The organism is Serratia marcescens subsp. marcescens ATCC 13880, assembly GCF_017299535.1.
GTDB lineage: Bacteria > Pseudomonadota > Gammaproteobacteria > Enterobacterales > Enterobacteriaceae > Serratia > Serratia marcescens.
This window is the reverse complement of the sequence record NZ_CP071238.1, coordinates 47,807-60,706: the sequence shown is the minus strand read 5'-3', so window position 1 is coordinate 60,706 and position 12,900 is coordinate 47,807. Positions and strand designations below refer to the sequence as shown.

Annotated in this window: 14 protein-coding genes; 3 read left to right on the top strand and 11 right to left on the bottom strand. The window is 64.2% G+C overall.

From position 1 onward, the window contains the following. Nucleotides 1–2: 2 nt before the first annotated feature. Nucleotides 3–926 (top strand): GlxA family transcriptional regulator, encoded by a 924-nt coding sequence (locus J0F90_RS00265; RefSeq protein ID WP_033639072.1) that lies wholly within the window; start codon nucleotides 3–5, stop codon nucleotides 924–926. Here J0F90_RS00265 and J0F90_RS00260 read toward each other — a convergent pair. Further along, complete coding sequence (locus J0F90_RS00260; RefSeq protein ID WP_033639073.1) at nucleotides 921–1,913, bottom strand: acyltransferase; 993 nt, start codon at nucleotides 1,911–1,913, stop codon at nucleotides 921–923. The genes J0F90_RS00265 and J0F90_RS00260 overlap by 6 nt on opposite strands. Before the next feature lie 217 nt (nucleotides 1,914–2,130). Here J0F90_RS00260 and J0F90_RS00255 point away from each other — a divergent pair, with 217 nt between their 5' ends. Beyond that, nucleotides 2,131–3,378 (top strand): MFS transporter, encoded by a 1,248-nt coding sequence (locus J0F90_RS00255; protein WP_028127797.1) that lies wholly within the window; start codon nucleotides 2,131–2,133, stop codon nucleotides 3,376–3,378. Nucleotides 3,379–3,431: 53 nt separating this feature from the next. Here the strand turns inward: J0F90_RS00255 and J0F90_RS00250 are convergent, their stop codons facing one another. Continuing rightward, nucleotides 3,432–4,058 carry a LysE family translocator gene (locus J0F90_RS00250; RefSeq protein ID WP_033639074.1) on the bottom strand — a complete coding sequence of 209 codons (627 nt, stop codon included), beginning with the start codon at nucleotides 4,056–4,058 and terminating at the stop codon, nucleotides 3,432–3,434. 121 nt (nucleotides 4,059–4,179) lie between these two features. Between J0F90_RS00250 and J0F90_RS00245 the strand changes: the two genes are divergently transcribed. Next, nucleotides 4,180–5,091, top strand: coding sequence for a LysR family transcriptional regulator (locus J0F90_RS00245; protein ID WP_033639075.1), 912 nt, complete (start codon nucleotides 4,180–4,182; stop codon nucleotides 5,089–5,091). An 11-nt stretch (nucleotides 5,092–5,102) separates the two neighbouring features. Here J0F90_RS00245 and J0F90_RS00240 read toward each other — a convergent pair whose 3' ends face one another. The 9 genes from J0F90_RS00240 to fdxH form a co-directional block, all read right to left on the bottom strand. Further along, nucleotides 5,103–5,378: a type II toxin-antitoxin system RelE/ParE family toxin gene (locus J0F90_RS00240; RefSeq protein WP_033636570.1), complete on the bottom strand. Its 276-nt coding sequence runs from the start codon at nucleotides 5,376–5,378 to the stop codon at nucleotides 5,103–5,105. Beyond that, nucleotides 5,378–5,638, bottom strand: coding sequence for a CopG family ribbon-helix-helix protein (locus tag J0F90_RS00235; protein WP_033639076.1), 261 nt, complete (start codon nucleotides 5,636–5,638; stop codon nucleotides 5,378–5,380). Before J0F90_RS00235 ends, J0F90_RS00240 begins: the two co-directional genes overlap by 1 nt. Nucleotides 5,639–5,720: 82 nt before the next feature. Further along, nucleotides 5,721–7,562, bottom strand: coding sequence for a selenocysteine-specific translation elongation factor (gene selB, locus J0F90_RS00230; protein ID WP_033639077.1), 1,842 nt, complete (start codon nucleotides 7,560–7,562; stop codon nucleotides 5,721–5,723). Further along, the gene (gene selA, locus J0F90_RS00225; RefSeq protein WP_033639078.1) at nucleotides 7,559–8,953 is read right to left on the bottom strand and encodes an L-seryl-tRNA(Sec) selenium transferase; all 1,395 of its coding nucleotides are present in this window, start codon (nucleotides 8,951–8,953) and stop codon (nucleotides 7,559–7,561) included. Before selA ends, selB begins: the two co-directional genes overlap by 4 nt. 65 nt (nucleotides 8,954–9,018) lie before the next feature. Then, complete coding sequence (locus tag J0F90_RS00220; RefSeq protein WP_004934025.1) at nucleotides 9,019–9,624, bottom strand: glutathione S-transferase; 606 nt, start codon at nucleotides 9,622–9,624, stop codon at nucleotides 9,019–9,021. A 35-nt stretch (nucleotides 9,625–9,659) separates the two neighbouring features. Next, a complete protein-coding gene (locus J0F90_RS00215; protein WP_033639079.1) occupies nucleotides 9,660–10,310 on the bottom strand; it encodes a DcrB/PsbP domain-containing protein in 651 nt (216 codons plus the stop codon). Between the two features lie 114 nt (nucleotides 10,311–10,424). Next, on the bottom strand, nucleotides 10,425–11,354 hold the full coding sequence (fdhE, locus tag J0F90_RS00210) for a formate dehydrogenase accessory protein FdhE (RefSeq protein WP_033639080.1): 930 nt from the start codon (nucleotides 11,352–11,354) through the stop codon (nucleotides 10,425–10,427). Beyond that, the gene (gene fdoI, locus J0F90_RS00205) at nucleotides 11,354–11,989 is read right to left on the bottom strand and encodes a formate dehydrogenase cytochrome b556 subunit (protein ID WP_004934017.1); all 636 of its coding nucleotides are present in this window, start codon (nucleotides 11,987–11,989) and stop codon (nucleotides 11,354–11,356) included. Before fdoI ends, fdhE begins: the two co-directional genes overlap by 1 nt. After that, nucleotides 11,986–12,888 (bottom strand): formate dehydrogenase subunit beta, encoded by a 903-nt coding sequence (gene fdxH / locus J0F90_RS00200; RefSeq protein ID WP_004934014.1) that lies wholly within the window; start codon nucleotides 12,886–12,888, stop codon nucleotides 11,986–11,988. The genes fdoI and fdxH overlap by 4 nt, the downstream gene beginning before the upstream one ends. Nucleotides 12,889–12,900 lie beyond the last annotated feature (12 nt).

The window sequence follows — 12,900 nt, the reverse complement described above, 5'->3', positions numbered from 1 at the left end:
TCATGCCGCAGGCCGTCTATTTTCTGCTGTTGCCCAACGTGCTGTCGCTGGACGTCAGCGGCCCGGCGGAAACCCTGCGCCTCGCCGGGCAGTTCAGCCTGCGTTATCTCAGCCCGGCGCCGCAGATCGTCTGTTCCATCGGCATGACGCTGAGCGGCCTGCAGCCGTTGCCCGAACGCCTGGACGACGGCGCTATCCTGGTGCTGCCGGGGGTCGGCGATTCGCAGCGCTATTTCGCCGGGGAAGAGGCCGAGCAGGCGCGTCGCTGGCTGGCGACGCTGCGGCCCGATCTGCAGCGGCAGCGCATCACCCTGGTGTGCATCTGTTCCGGCGCGCTACTGGCGGCGCAGGCCGGGTTGCTCGACGGCTATCAGTGCACCACCCACCACGACGTTATCGAGCGTATCCGCCGGCAGGCGCCGGCGGCGCAGGTGAAAGAGAACCGCATCTTCGTTGAAGACCGCGGCGTCTACACCAGCGCGGGCATCACCACCGGCATCGATTTGGCGCTGCACCTGGTCCACCGCCACTGCGGCTCCGACCGGGCGCGCGACGTCGCCCGCGACATGGTGGTCTATTTCCGCCGCGCCGGCGACGATCCGCAGCTGTCGCCCTGGCTGCGTTACCGCAACCACCTGCACCCGGCGGTGCACCGTGCGCAGGACGTGATGGCCGCCGAGCCGGAGGCCGACTGGTCGGTGCCGCAGATAGCGGAGAAGGCGCACGTCAGCAGCCGCCATCTGGCGCGGCTGTTTCGCAGCCACGTCGGCATCAGCGTACGGGAATATCATGAACAGCTGCGGTTGGCGGTGGCGCAACAGCGCCTGCAGCAAGGATATGGCTTGGAGAAGGCCGCGCTGGCGGCCGGTTTTTCCTCCGGGCGGCAGCTGCGCCGCGCCCAGCAGCGCCAGCGCTCGCCGCTATGACACCAGCCGGCGGGTATCCAGCCGCTGCAGGCCGACAGACAGCAGCAGGCTGAGCCCCAGCGCCACGCCGAACACCCAGAAGATATCCAGCAGCGGGTGGCCGGTGAAATCCAGGTGCCGATTGCGCATCACGTTGACGATCAGGGCGTGAAAACCGTAAATCGCCAGCGAATGGCGGGAAAACGCGCTCAGCCAGCCGATCGGCTGCGGCAGACAGTGTTTCACCCACACCAGCAGCGCCACCGCCGCCATAAACACCAGCGGGCCGCTGTAGATGTAGTAGGTATCGGCGAAGTTGCCGTTGATGAACAGCTGATGTTTGGTGCCGCGCGCGATCAGCGCCACGCACAGCGCAAATCCCAACGCCGCCAGCCAGCCCACGGCGCGCCCGCGCGCCTCCATCATGCCAATCGCCCGCCCGGCCAACGCATACAGCAGGTAGTAGAAGGTATCGCCGTAGATATACAGGTTAACCGGCAGCAGATGCGCGTTGCCGAAGGTCAGCTTGTCGGTATTCGGGTTGGCGATCGCCGCCAACACCACCAGCGCGGCGGCCAGGTAGCGGCGCGACACCGGTTTGACGCTGATCAGCGGCGACAGCAGGTAAATCACTGCAATGGCATAGAAAAACCACAGATGATAGAACACCGGCTTTTGCAACATGCCGCGCAGCGACGGCCAGAAACCGATCTTGGTGAAGGCCGCGATGTAGATCAGCGCGATGGCGCTGTAGAACAGAATGCAGCAGGCGATGCGGGTGAAATGCCGCCGGCCGGCGCTCTTTTCGCCGAAGAACAGGTAGCCGGAAATCATAAAGAACAGCGGCACCGACACGCGCGACAGCGAGTTCAGCACGTTGGCGATATCCCAGTTGTGCAGCCCTATCGCCGCGCCGTTGGTGACGTAATAGGTGGTGGCGTGGATCATCACCACCATCATGCACGCCATCGCCCGCAGGTTGTCTATCCAGCCGATTTTCTCGCTCAAACGCTCGCCCGATCTTGTGTCATATTGATATGTTAAGAAGAGGTTATCGGGCACGGCGTTCGGCGACAACCCAAAAGCGAAATATCAGAATGCACTTAAACAACACCTTATGATTGCGAAGGTGAACAATTGGCGGCAAAATAGCCGCCACAACTCGCTCAGTTTGCGCTTCCCGCCCTGGCAGTTCCTTTTTCTCTTTTACTATCAGTACAATAATATGAAAACGACATTACCACCTGCGGCACGTTTGGGCCGACAGGCGCTTTTATTCCCTCTTTGTCTGGTGCTGTTCGAGTTCGCCACCTATATCGGCAACGATATGATTCAGCCGGGCATGCTGGCCGTCGTGGCGGATTTCAACGCCGGCGAAGAGTGGGTGCCTACCTCGATGACCGCCTATCTGGCCGGCGGCATCTTCCTGCAGTGGCTGCTCGGGCCGCTGTCGGATCGCCGCGGCCGTCGTCCGGTGATGCTGGCCGGGGTGGCGTTCTTTATCGTCTCCTGCCTGGCGATCCTGCTGGTCACCACCATCGAGCAGTTTATCGCCATGCGTTTCCTGCAGGGCATCGGCCTGTGCTTTATCGGCGCGGTCGGCTACGCCACGATCCAGGAGTCGTTCGAGGAGGCGGTGTGCATCAAGATCACCGCCCTGATGGCCAACGTGGCGCTGATCGCCCCGCTGCTGGGGCCGCTGGCCGGCGCGGCGCTGATCCACGTCGCGCCGTGGCAAAGCATGTTCGTGCTGTTTGCGGCGCTGGCGGCCATCGCCTTCTACGGCCTGTGGAAAGCCATGCCGGAAACCGCCACGCTGCAGGGCGAGGCGTTTTCCGCCGCCAACCTGTGGCGCGACTACCGCCAGGTGCTGGGCAACCGCCGCTTCCTGTGCGGCGCCCTGGCGATCGGTTTCGCCAGCCTGCCGCTGCTGGCCTGGATCGCCCAGTCGCCGGTGATCCTGATCAGCGGTGAGTCGCTGTCGACGCTGGATTACGGCCTGCTGCAAATCCCGGTGTTCGGCGCGCTGATCCTCGGTAACCTGACGCTGGCGCGTCTGACCGGCAAAAACAGCGTGGAGCGCCTGATCAAGCTGGGCGCGGGCCCGATGCTGCTGGGGCTGCTGATCGCCGCGCTGGCGACCCAGTTCTCCAGCCACGCCTACCTGTGGATGACCGCCGGCCTGAGCCTGTACGCTTTCGGCATCGGCCTCGCCAACGCCGGGCTGTACCGCCTGACGCTGTTCTCCAGCAATGTCAGCAAAGGCACGGTGTCGGCCACTATGGGCATGCTGAGCATGATGGTGTTCACCGTCGGCATCGAGCTGGCCAAGGTCGCCTACGTCTGGGGCGGCAGCGGGCTGTTCAACCTGTTCAACCTTATCAGCGGCCTGTGCTGGCTGACGCTGGTGGCGCTGTTCCTCGGCAAACGCCGCAACGGCGACCCCACGCCGCAGCCGAACGGCGCGGTGTAAACGCGACGATAAAACGCCGGTCCGGTTTCCCGACCGGCGTTTTTTATGCGGCTTCAGCCGAGCAGCCCCCACAGTGCATACCCCGTTCCCACCATCGCCACCGCCAACAACAGCAACGCCGACAGAACGGAGATCGCCCGTCGCGCGCGCTGCAGCGCCGTTCCCGACAGCAGGGTGATATAGGCCAGCAAAATGGCGAAGTCCGCCAGCACCCACAGCGCGGTCAGCAGCGTCAGGCTAGCGCCGATCGAGGGGGTGACGGCGATGAACTGCGGGAAAAAGGCGACGAAGAAAATGATGTCCTTGGGGTTGGCGATCCCCACCAGAAAACCGTTCAGGATCGCCGAGCGTTTTTGCGGCGGCGTAACGGGCGGCGCATCGGGGGGACGCGCGGATAAATCCTCATACAGCGAGACGATCGCCATGCGGCCGATAAACAGGCAACCCAGCAGGCCTGTCCACTGCAGCAAGCGCATATCCACCGCGAACAGCCCGGTGACAACCAGCGCGGCGATGCCGATCAGCAACAAGGAGGCCCCGTTGCTGCCCAGCGCGGTCAACAGCGCGCGCCGGGCGCCAAAGCGCGCCGCGGTGTTGGCGACCATCACCACCACCGGCCCCGGCGTGGCGATCAGCAAGAAAATGGCGGCGCAATACGCCGCCAGCAACGACAGGTTCATCTTTATTTCACTCACATTCAGTCAGTTGGCGTCGCGCCATTATCATGCCGCCGCCCCCGCCTTGAAAAAGGAGTAATCCTGTCGTTTACTGTGAATCAGACTCATTATTAGAGACGCCGCGATGGCCAGTTCCCTTCCGCCGCTTTACGCCCTGCGCGCCTTCGAAAGCGCCGCCCGCACCGGCTCGTTCACGCTGGCCGCCGACGAGCTGCATCTCACCCCCAGCGCCGTCAGCAAGCACATCAAAACGCTGGAGCAGCACTTCGGCTGCCGGCTGTTCCAGCGCAACGGCCCGCGTATCGAGGTCACGCCGCAGGGGAAAATCTTCGCCGCCGAGCTGCAGCAAGGGTTTGGCCGCATCGAGCAAGCCTGCGAGCTGTTCAGAAGCCACCGCGATCTGCTGCGGCTGAAGGCGCCCTCCACCCTGACCCTGCGCTGGCTGCTGGACTGCCTGAGCCGGTTCCGGCAAACGGCGCAGGCGTTCGAGGTGCAGGCAGCCAGCGTCTGGATGGACATCGACAGCGTGGATTTTTTCAGCGAACCCTACGACTGCGCCATCCTGCTCGGCAACGGCCATTTTGGCGCCAACACCGCCGCCGCCAGGCTGTTCGACGAATGGCTGATCCCAATTTGCGCCCCCGCGCTGCTCGCCGACGGCCAGCGGGATCTCGCCGCCTGCCCGCTGATCCACCCGTCGCCCGATCGGCGCGACTGGCGGCGCTGGCTGCAAAAAAGCGGCATCGCGGCTCCGATCGATCTCACGCGCGGCCAGGTATTTGATTCGCTGGAACAGGGCAACGCGGCGGCCATCGCCGGGCACGGCGTCTCGATCGGCGATCTGGCGCTGAGCCTGCGGACGATTGAGGAGGGATTATTGGCGCTGCCTTGTGACGTCGCCGTGCGCACCGGCGACGGTTACTATCTGGTTTGGCCGGAAGAATCGGCAAAACGGCCGCTGATCGAACGTTTACAGGCGTTTCTCACCGCCCAGACGCCCGACGTCAGCCGGGCCGCCGTCAGATTTATCGGGTAGGGGAATTCGGCCTATCGCTCTTCGCGGGTATGCCAAATACGCAGAACATAAATCGTTGCCGGCTGCACCTGGTAACGTATCTCATAACGGCCGACCAGAATACGCCTCACTTCCTGCGGTAAAAACTCATCCAGTCTTTCACCCAGGCGAGGATTATCGAGCAACGCTTTAGGCGCGGCGACCAAGGCCTTCACCGAATTCGCTGCCGCAGTGCGGTTAGCCAAGGCAAGAAACTCAAACAAACGCGCCAAATCCGATAGCGCCTTACTCGTCCATTTTAATTCCATCAGCGCGGTACCGGCAGCGGCTCGTCACTGTCCAGGCTGGCAGCCCAGGCTTCTACCGACTCATGATCGATAACGTTTTGCTGTTCGACATCGGCCAGCGCCGCCAGCGTTAATCGACGGCGTTCTTCCTCTTGCTCAAGCCAGGCGGCGAGGGCTTGCTTCACTATCCATCCCCGTGAACGTTCAAGTTTGGCGGCCATTTCATCCACCTTTTCAGCCAAAGGCAGCGGCACATGAGCGGTGATGACTTTCGTATTCATCGTCTTGCTCCTCAGTACAATCAACATCAATCAAAGTGATTAAAGCTGATTATACCGCCATCAGAGAACAAAAAACACGCAATCAGTTGCCGAACAACCCGCCGTCGCGCAGCAGATGCTCGTTGCCCTTGCGACGGGTAAAGCCGCTGCGATCGAAGAACTCCAGCACCTGGATCGCCAGCTTGCGCCCGACGCCGAGCCGATCGCGGAAATCGGCGGCGTTGGCGCCGCCGCGCTCCGCATCCAGCTCGCGGATCAGCGCCGCGAACTGATCGATGCGTCGGCTGAGGTAGTAACGATCCACCACCACCGCCGTCACATGGCCCAACTGGGCCGCCTTGCGCAGCAGCGCGCGCACCCGGCTCTCTTCCTCTCCCAGTTCGCTCGCCAAATCGCGCACCCACCACGGCTCGTCGCCGAACAGCGGTTCGATGCGCGCCCACAGCGGCGCCTCTTCGGCGCTGAACGCCAGGCCGTGTTCCGGCAGGTGCAGCCAGCCGCGCGTATTGCGCAGCGCGCCGGCTTTCAGCAACCGATCGATCATCATAAACACCAACGCCTCCGGCTGCTGAGGCAGAGCCATGCGCCGCAGGCGGGCGCGCCCTAAGCCCAACTGATCGGCGTGCTGTTGGTGATAGTCCGTCAGCACCTGCAGCAGGCGGCTTTCCGCCTGTTGCACCTGATCCTGCGCCAGCGCCCGGTCACCGACGATCAGCAGATCGCCGTTCGCCAACAGCACGTTCAGGCCATCGTCCGTCAATTGTCGCGCCCAGGCGAACGCCGCCAGCGACAGCGCGCCGTGCGGCAACTCAAGCGCCAGCGCCTGCGCATCGTCTTGCGCCTGCGCCAAGGCCTGCAGCCATGCCAGATAGTCCGGCTGACGCTTGCCGCGCTTGGGCGCATTCAGCTTGAGCACCCGAGCCGCGCCCAGCGTTTGCCGCGCGCCGATATCGCGCAGCACCAGCCGATCGTTCTGTGCCAACCACAGCGGGCGATCGAGGATCAGTTCCGCCAGCCCGTCGTTCAGCAACGAAATACGCCCGGTGATGTGGCTGGCGGCATGGTGCAGATGCAGCGGCTGCCAATGGCGGATCGGCCGATCCGTCTCCAGCGCCACCAGAATGCGTTCCGCCGCTTCGGGCGGGCGCTGCGCCAGCAGCCAATCGCCGCGCGCGATCCGCTCTTTATCGACATCGCCGCTGATGTTAAGCGCGATGCGCTGCCCGGCCTGCGCGTGTTCCACGGTCTGATTCTGGGCATGCAGGCCGCGCACCCGCACCGGTGCATCGGCGCCGGTCAGCCACAGCGTATCCCCCACCTTCACCCGGCCGCCGAGCGCGGTGCCGGTCACCACCAGCCCCGCCCCTTTGACGCTGAACGCGCGGTCTACCGCCAGGCGAAAACGGCGCGTCAGCGCATGCTCGCCGGGCGACAACGCCAGCAAATGCGCGCGCAGCGCCTCGATGCCCACTCCCGCCGCCGCTGCGGTCACGAACAGCGGCGCATCGGGCCAGCCCTGACGCGCCAGCTCATCGCGCACCTGGCGGCATACCTCATCGACACGCGCCGCCTCCACCCGGTCGGCCTTGGTCAGCGCCACCGTCAGCGCCGGGCGCCCGCTCAGACGCAGGATCGCCAGATGCTCGCGGGTCTGCGCCATCACGCCGTCGTCGCAGGCCACCACCAGCAGCGCATGGTCGATGCCGCCGACGCCCGCCAGCATATTGGCGAGGAATTTCTCGTGGCCGGGCACGTCGATAAAGCCCAGCACCCGGCCGTCCGGCTGCGGCCAGTAGGCGTAGCCCAGATCGATGGTCATGCCGCGGCGCTTTTCTTCCGGCAGGCGATCCGCGTTGATCCCGGAGATCGCCTGCAGCAGGGTGGTTTTGCCATGATCGACATGGCCGGCGGTGGCGATGATCATGATGCGCTCAGCGCGTCGATCAGCGCCCCTTCCTGTTCCAGACAGCGCAGATCCAGCCACAGCCGGCCGTCGCCGAGGCGGCCGATCACCGGCTGCGGCAGACGGCGCCAACGTTCAGCCAGCGCCTCCAGCGTGGCGCCGCGGCCGTCGCGCGGCGTGAAGGTCAGCGCAAAGCTGGACAGGCGATCCACCGGCAGCGAACCGCTGCCAATCTGCGACCAGCAAGGTTCGGTGCGCAGCTCGAAATCGGCGGTGAACCGCGGCGTCAGCGCCGCCAGCAGCCGCTCGGCCGCCTGTTGCATCTCCTGCTGCGGGCGGGTCAGCAACCGCAGCGTCGGCAGTTGCTCTGCCAGTTTTTCCGGCTGCAGATAGAGCCGCAGCGTGGCCTCCAGAGCCGCCAGCGTCAGCTTGCCGACGCGCAGCGCGCGTTTGAGCGGGTGCTGCTGCAAACGGGCGATCAGCGCCTTTTTGCCGACGATGATGCCGGCCTGCGGGCCGCCCAGCAGCTTATCGCCGGAGAATGTCACCAGATCGACGCCGGCGGCCAGCAGCCGCTGCGGCATCGGCTCGGCGGGCAGGCCGTACTGCGCCATATCGATCAGCGAACCGCTGCCCAGATCGGTGGCGGTCGGCACGCCCTGTTCGGCCCCGAGCTGCGCCAGTTCGGCCTCGTCGACCGCCGCGGTAAAGCCCTGAATGCTGTAGTTGCTGGTGTGCACTTTCATTAACAGGCCAGTCTGCTCATTGATGGCCTGGCGGTAATCCTTCAGATGGGTGCGATTGGTGGTGCCGACCTCCACCAATTGACAGCCGGCCTGGCGCATCACGTCGGGAATGCGGAACGCGCCGCCGATTTCCACTAGCTCGCCGCGCGACACCACCACCTCTTTGCCGGGGGCGATCGCCGCCAGCATCAGCAGCACCGCCGCCGCGTTGTTATTGACGATGCAGGCGTCCTCCGCGCCGGTCAGCCGGCACAGCAGATCCGCCACCGCCCGATCGCGATGGCCGCGCCCGGCGCCGTCCAGATCGTACTCCAGCGTCACCGCCTCCCCCATCACCGCGCTCACCGCATCCTTCACCGGCTGCGCCAGCAGGGCGCGCCCGAGATTGGTGTGCAGCACGGTGCCGCTGAGGTTGAACACCGGCAATAACGCCGGGCGTTGCTGCCGGGCCAGCTCGGCCCGCAGCGCCTGCGGCCAGTCGCCGCACCAGGCCGGCAAGCGTTGCTGTTGCTTGATCGCGTCGCGCGCCTGGGCCTGCAGCCGGCGCAACAGTTCACCGATCAGCGTCTGGCCATGCTGCGCCACCAGCGGTTCAATCGCGGGTTCACGCAGCAGACGGTCGATGGCGGGCAGTTGACTGTAAAGAAGGTGGGATTCAGTGCTCATGGTCGTTCGGTTTTCAATTTAGACGTATCGGCATAGCAAAACCCCGCCGCGGCGGGGAGAAAAACTCAAGGTGGCGCAGTGCGGGCGAAACTTTCGCGGGCGAACAGGCGTTCGGCCAGCTTGACCAGCGTCGGGCGCTCGACGCACCAGTTGGGCAGGATGCGGCGGAAATTGAGGTAGCCCAGCGCGCAGCCGGTGGCGATATCCGCCAGCGTCAGCCGCTCGGCATTGAGCCACGTTTTTTCCCGCGCCAGCGCCTCCAGTGCGTCCAGGCCCTGCGTCAGCTTGTCACGCTGGCGCAGCATCCAGTTTTCGTCCTGTTTTTCCGGCGCGCGCCGGCTTTCGCGAAACAGGGTCGCCGCCGCTTCGGTCACACCGTCCGCCAACGCCGCCACCTGCCGAACGCGCAACGCGGCGGCGCGTTCGGCCGGCAAAAACGCCGGCTCCACCGCCAGCAGCTCGAGGTATTCGGCCACCACCGGCGAGTCGTAAAACACCTCGCCGTCATCGGCGATCAGCACCGGCACCTTGGCGAGCGGGTTCAGCTCCTTCACCCGGCTGCCGGGCTCATACGGCGGATCGTTGACGAATTCGAACGCAATCCCCTTCTCCAGCAGCATCACGGAAATCTTGCGCACAAAGGGGCTGGTGTAACTGCCGATAAGCTTCATCCGGTCTCCTCCGCTTCGTCCTGGCCGCGGCGTCCTTACTTCACCGCCAGGGTATCGATAATCCGCTGCACCAGCGCCTGATGCACTTCCGGCGTTTTGGCCGGCGACAGCATTTGCAACGTTACCACCCGCTTGTTGAACACCGTCAACACCAGGGTGGAGACCACCTTTTGCCCGTTGACGGTCTGTTCGGTATCCACCCGGCGAAACTTCTGTTTGCCGACGCTGAAGTTCTCTTCTTTGGTGGTTTGGATATTCTGATAGCGCTCGGCCAGCACCGTGATGGCGCTCTGCGTCAGCTCTTTCAGCATTTTGTCGCTGGTATTGAGCTTCATGCCGTCCGGCGGGATCACTTCGGACGAAACCGCGCTCTGGCGCGACTTGCCGTCAAGAAAGCGCTGAATGGTGGAGGTGCTGTCGTTGATGATGCCGCTGTTCAGCGTTTGATCGCTAAAGCCCGGCGGCAGCTCGAAGGTGATCTTGCCCTTCTGCAGCGACACGTTCAGCCCCGGCGGCGCGGGCGGGGTTTCTACCGGCGCAGGCGGCGGCGGTGGCGCGGGCTGCGTCACGGTCGGTTTGGTGTCGGGTGGCGGCACCGCCGGTTTGGTGTCGTCCTTGTTGTCGCAGGCCGCCAGTCCGATCGCCAACACGGCGACCGCGGTCAGTTTTGCCAGGGTGTTTAACATCGTGGTTCCTTTCGCTTGGCGCGTTATGGCCTAAACGTAGCAACTCGCCCGGGCGATTGCCAGAAGCCCGTGCTGAAATTGCTGGTCCGGCCCCGCGCGAACGGGGCCGGGCGGTTACTCCGCCGGGAACAGGAACGGATTGATGCTGCTGCGGCCGAAGCCTTCTTCTTCCATGCGGGCGTCCAGCACCAGCGAAGCCAGATCGTCGGCCACCGCTTCGACCTGCGGGTCTTTTTCCTGATAGAGGATCTTCAGGTAAGTGCCGCAGTCGCCGCAGCTTTCCGCCTTCACCGCCGCCTGCTCGCTGTCCAGCGACCAGTAGTTGAGATCGCGGGTCTGCTCGCAGTTGCTGCACTTCACCCGCACCACGTGCCATTCGCTTTCGCACAGGTTGCAGTGCAGGTAGCGCAGGCCGTTGACGGTGCCGATATGCACCATGCTGGAAACCGGGATGCTGCCGCACACCGGGCAGAACTGGCGCTGCTCGCCGTATTCGGCGCGCGCCTTGCCGGGGATCAGGCTGGCCATCTGCGCCCAATAGAGCGACAGCGCGGCCCAGAGGAACGGCGCCTTTTCGCTGCCCACCTTGCCGAACTCGCGGTTGAGCAAGGCGTCGGCCATCAGCTCCAGCTCGTGCGCCGAGGCCTTCTCCAGGTTGTCCAGCACCGCCAGGATATGCTCCGGCGCCTGCGGGCGCAGCTCGGCGATCAGCGACGTCAGCAGCTTGCGCCAGTGCTCGCTGCGCGGGAACACGCTCAGATCGAGCGGCGGTTTGCCGCTGGCGGCGCCCTGCGCCAGCGCTTCGCTCAGATCGAGCTGCAGCGGGTTATCGTGCAGCGCATGCTGCTGCGCCTGCGCCAGCTCGGCGGCGAAGTTCAGGTAGTCGCCCAGCGGATTGTCGACCGCCAGCTGACGCAGACGATCGGCGCGGCGGCTGTACAGGCTTTTCAGGTTGGCGAAAAGTAACGGCGGGATGTTCTCCGCCGTTGTGGACTTCTCACGCTGTGCCCCTAACTGCTCTTTAGGAACGATGCGGATACTCATCAGGGTTTATCTTCCTGTCGTTTCTCGCGGACCTCACGGTACCAGCGCGGATGATGTTTCTTGGCCCAGGCCGCCGGCACCCAGCCTTCCACCATCGCGGTAATGGTGCCTTTTACCCACAATGCGGCGTAAATGTGCACCATAATCACGATGATAAGGCCGACCGCGGCCAGCGAATGCACCAGCAGCGCGATGCGGATCAGCGGGATGGAGAACGACGGCGCAAAATACGGCCGCCAGATCACCACGCCGCTGGCCAGCAGCAGCACCAGGCTGATAATCGCCGCCCAGAACACGCACTTCTGGCCGAAATTATAGCGCCCGGTATCACCCACTTCCTCGTTCATGGCGATTTTGTGGATGTTCTTGGCCCAGACGATATCTTCCCGGTTGATCAGGTTATGCTTCCAGTAGCGCAGGAACATCAGCAGGAACGCGGCGAACATGATCACCCCGACAAACGGGTGCAGGATGCGCGCCAGCTGCGGCGTCCCGAAGATGTTCATCAGCCAGTTGAAGGAGGGGAAGAAGAACCCCAGCCCGCTGATGGCGGCGAACACGAAACAGAACGCCACGATCCAGTGGTTGATGCGCTCCGGCGCGCTGTAACGCTGAATGGGCTTTTCCTTTCTCATTTGCGCGTCTCCTCGTCGTGCGACTCGTCGTGCTCGTCCTCATCCTCGACGCGGTTAGGCCCGACGCCGACATAGTGGAACACGCTGGCCGCGAAGGTGGCGGCAAAACCGATGGCCGCCAGGGGTTTCCACACGCCCTTCCAGAAGGTCACCGCCGGGCTGATGCTCGGGTTGTCCGGCAAACCGTGGTACAGCTGCGGTTTGTCGGCGTGGTGCAACACGTACATCACGTGCGTGCCGCCCACCCCCGCCGGATCGTACAGACCGGCGTTCTGGTAGCCGCGGGTATTCAGCTCGCTGACGCGATCCGCCGCCACCTGCTTCATCGCTTCCTTGGTGCCGAAGTGAATGGCGCCGGTCGGGCAGGTTTTCACGCAGGCCGGTTCCTGGCCGACGTCCACGCGGTCGACGCACAGGGTGCACTTGTACACCCGGTTGTCGTCCTTGTTCATGCGCGGCACGTCGAACGGGCAGCCGGCGATGCAGTAGCCGCAGCCGATGCAGTGCTCGGACTGGAAGTCGACGATGCCGTTGGCGTACTGAATGATCGCGCCTTCCGACGGGCAGGCCTTCAGGCAGCCCGGATCGGCGCAGTGCATGCAGCCGTCCTTGCGGATCAGCCATTCCAGCTTGCCGTTTTCCTCCACCTCGGAGAAGCGCATCACCGTCCACGACTTGGCGGTCAGATCGGCGGGGTTATCGTACACCCCAACGTTGTGCCCCACTTCGTCGCGGATGTCGTTCCATTCGGAACAGGCCACCTGACAGGCCTTGCAGCCGATACAGGTGGTGACATCGATCAGTTTGGCCACTTCTTCCTGGTGGTCACGGGCGCGCGGCGCCGGCGTGAAACCATTGGTGGCGGATTTACGAATGATGTCTTGAGATTGCATGGCCATAATTCGTCTCCG

Coding starts and splice junctions, on each gene's coding strand:
- J0F90_RS00235 (WP_033639076.1), bottom strand. CDS start 5,638: ATGAATACGAAAGTCATCACCGCTCATGTGCCGCTGCCTTTGGCTGAA.
- fdoI (WP_004934017.1), bottom strand. CDS start 11,989: ATGAGAAAGGAAAAGCCCATTCAGCGTTACAGCGCGCCGGAGCGCATC.
- J0F90_RS00220 (WP_004934025.1), bottom strand. CDS start 9,624: ATGAAGCTTATCGGCAGTTACACCAGCCCCTTTGTGCGCAAGATTTCC.
- selB (WP_033639077.1), bottom strand. CDS start 7,562: ATGATCATCGCCACCGCCGGCCATGTCGATCATGGCAAAACCACCCTG.
- J0F90_RS00215 (WP_033639079.1), bottom strand. CDS start 10,310: ATGTTAAACACCCTGGCAAAACTGACCGCGGTCGCCGTGTTGGCGATC.
- fdxH (WP_004934014.1), bottom strand. CDS start 12,888: ATGGCCATGCAATCTCAAGACATCATTCGTAAATCCGCCACCAATGGT.
- fdhE (WP_033639080.1), bottom strand. CDS start 11,354: ATGAGTATCCGCATCGTTCCTAAAGAGCAGTTAGGGGCACAGCGTGAG.
- J0F90_RS00250 (WP_033639074.1), bottom strand. CDS start 4,058: ATGAACCTGTCGTTGCTGGCGGCGTATTGCGCCGCCATTTTCTTGCTG.
- selA (WP_033639078.1), bottom strand. CDS start 8,953: ATGAGCACTGAATCCCACCTTCTTTACAGTCAACTGCCCGCCATCGAC.
- J0F90_RS00245 (WP_033639075.1), top strand. CDS start 4,180: ATGGCCAGTTCCCTTCCGCCGCTTTACGCCCTGCGCGCCTTCGAAAGC.
- J0F90_RS00265 (WP_033639072.1), top strand. CDS start 3: ATGCCGCAGGCCGTCTATTTTCTGCTGTTGCCCAACGTGCTGTCGCTG.
- J0F90_RS00255 (WP_028127797.1), top strand. CDS start 2,131: ATGAAAACGACATTACCACCTGCGGCACGTTTGGGCCGACAGGCGCTT.
- J0F90_RS00240 (WP_033636570.1), bottom strand. CDS start 5,378: ATGGAATTAAAATGGACGAGTAAGGCGCTATCGGATTTGGCGCGTTTG.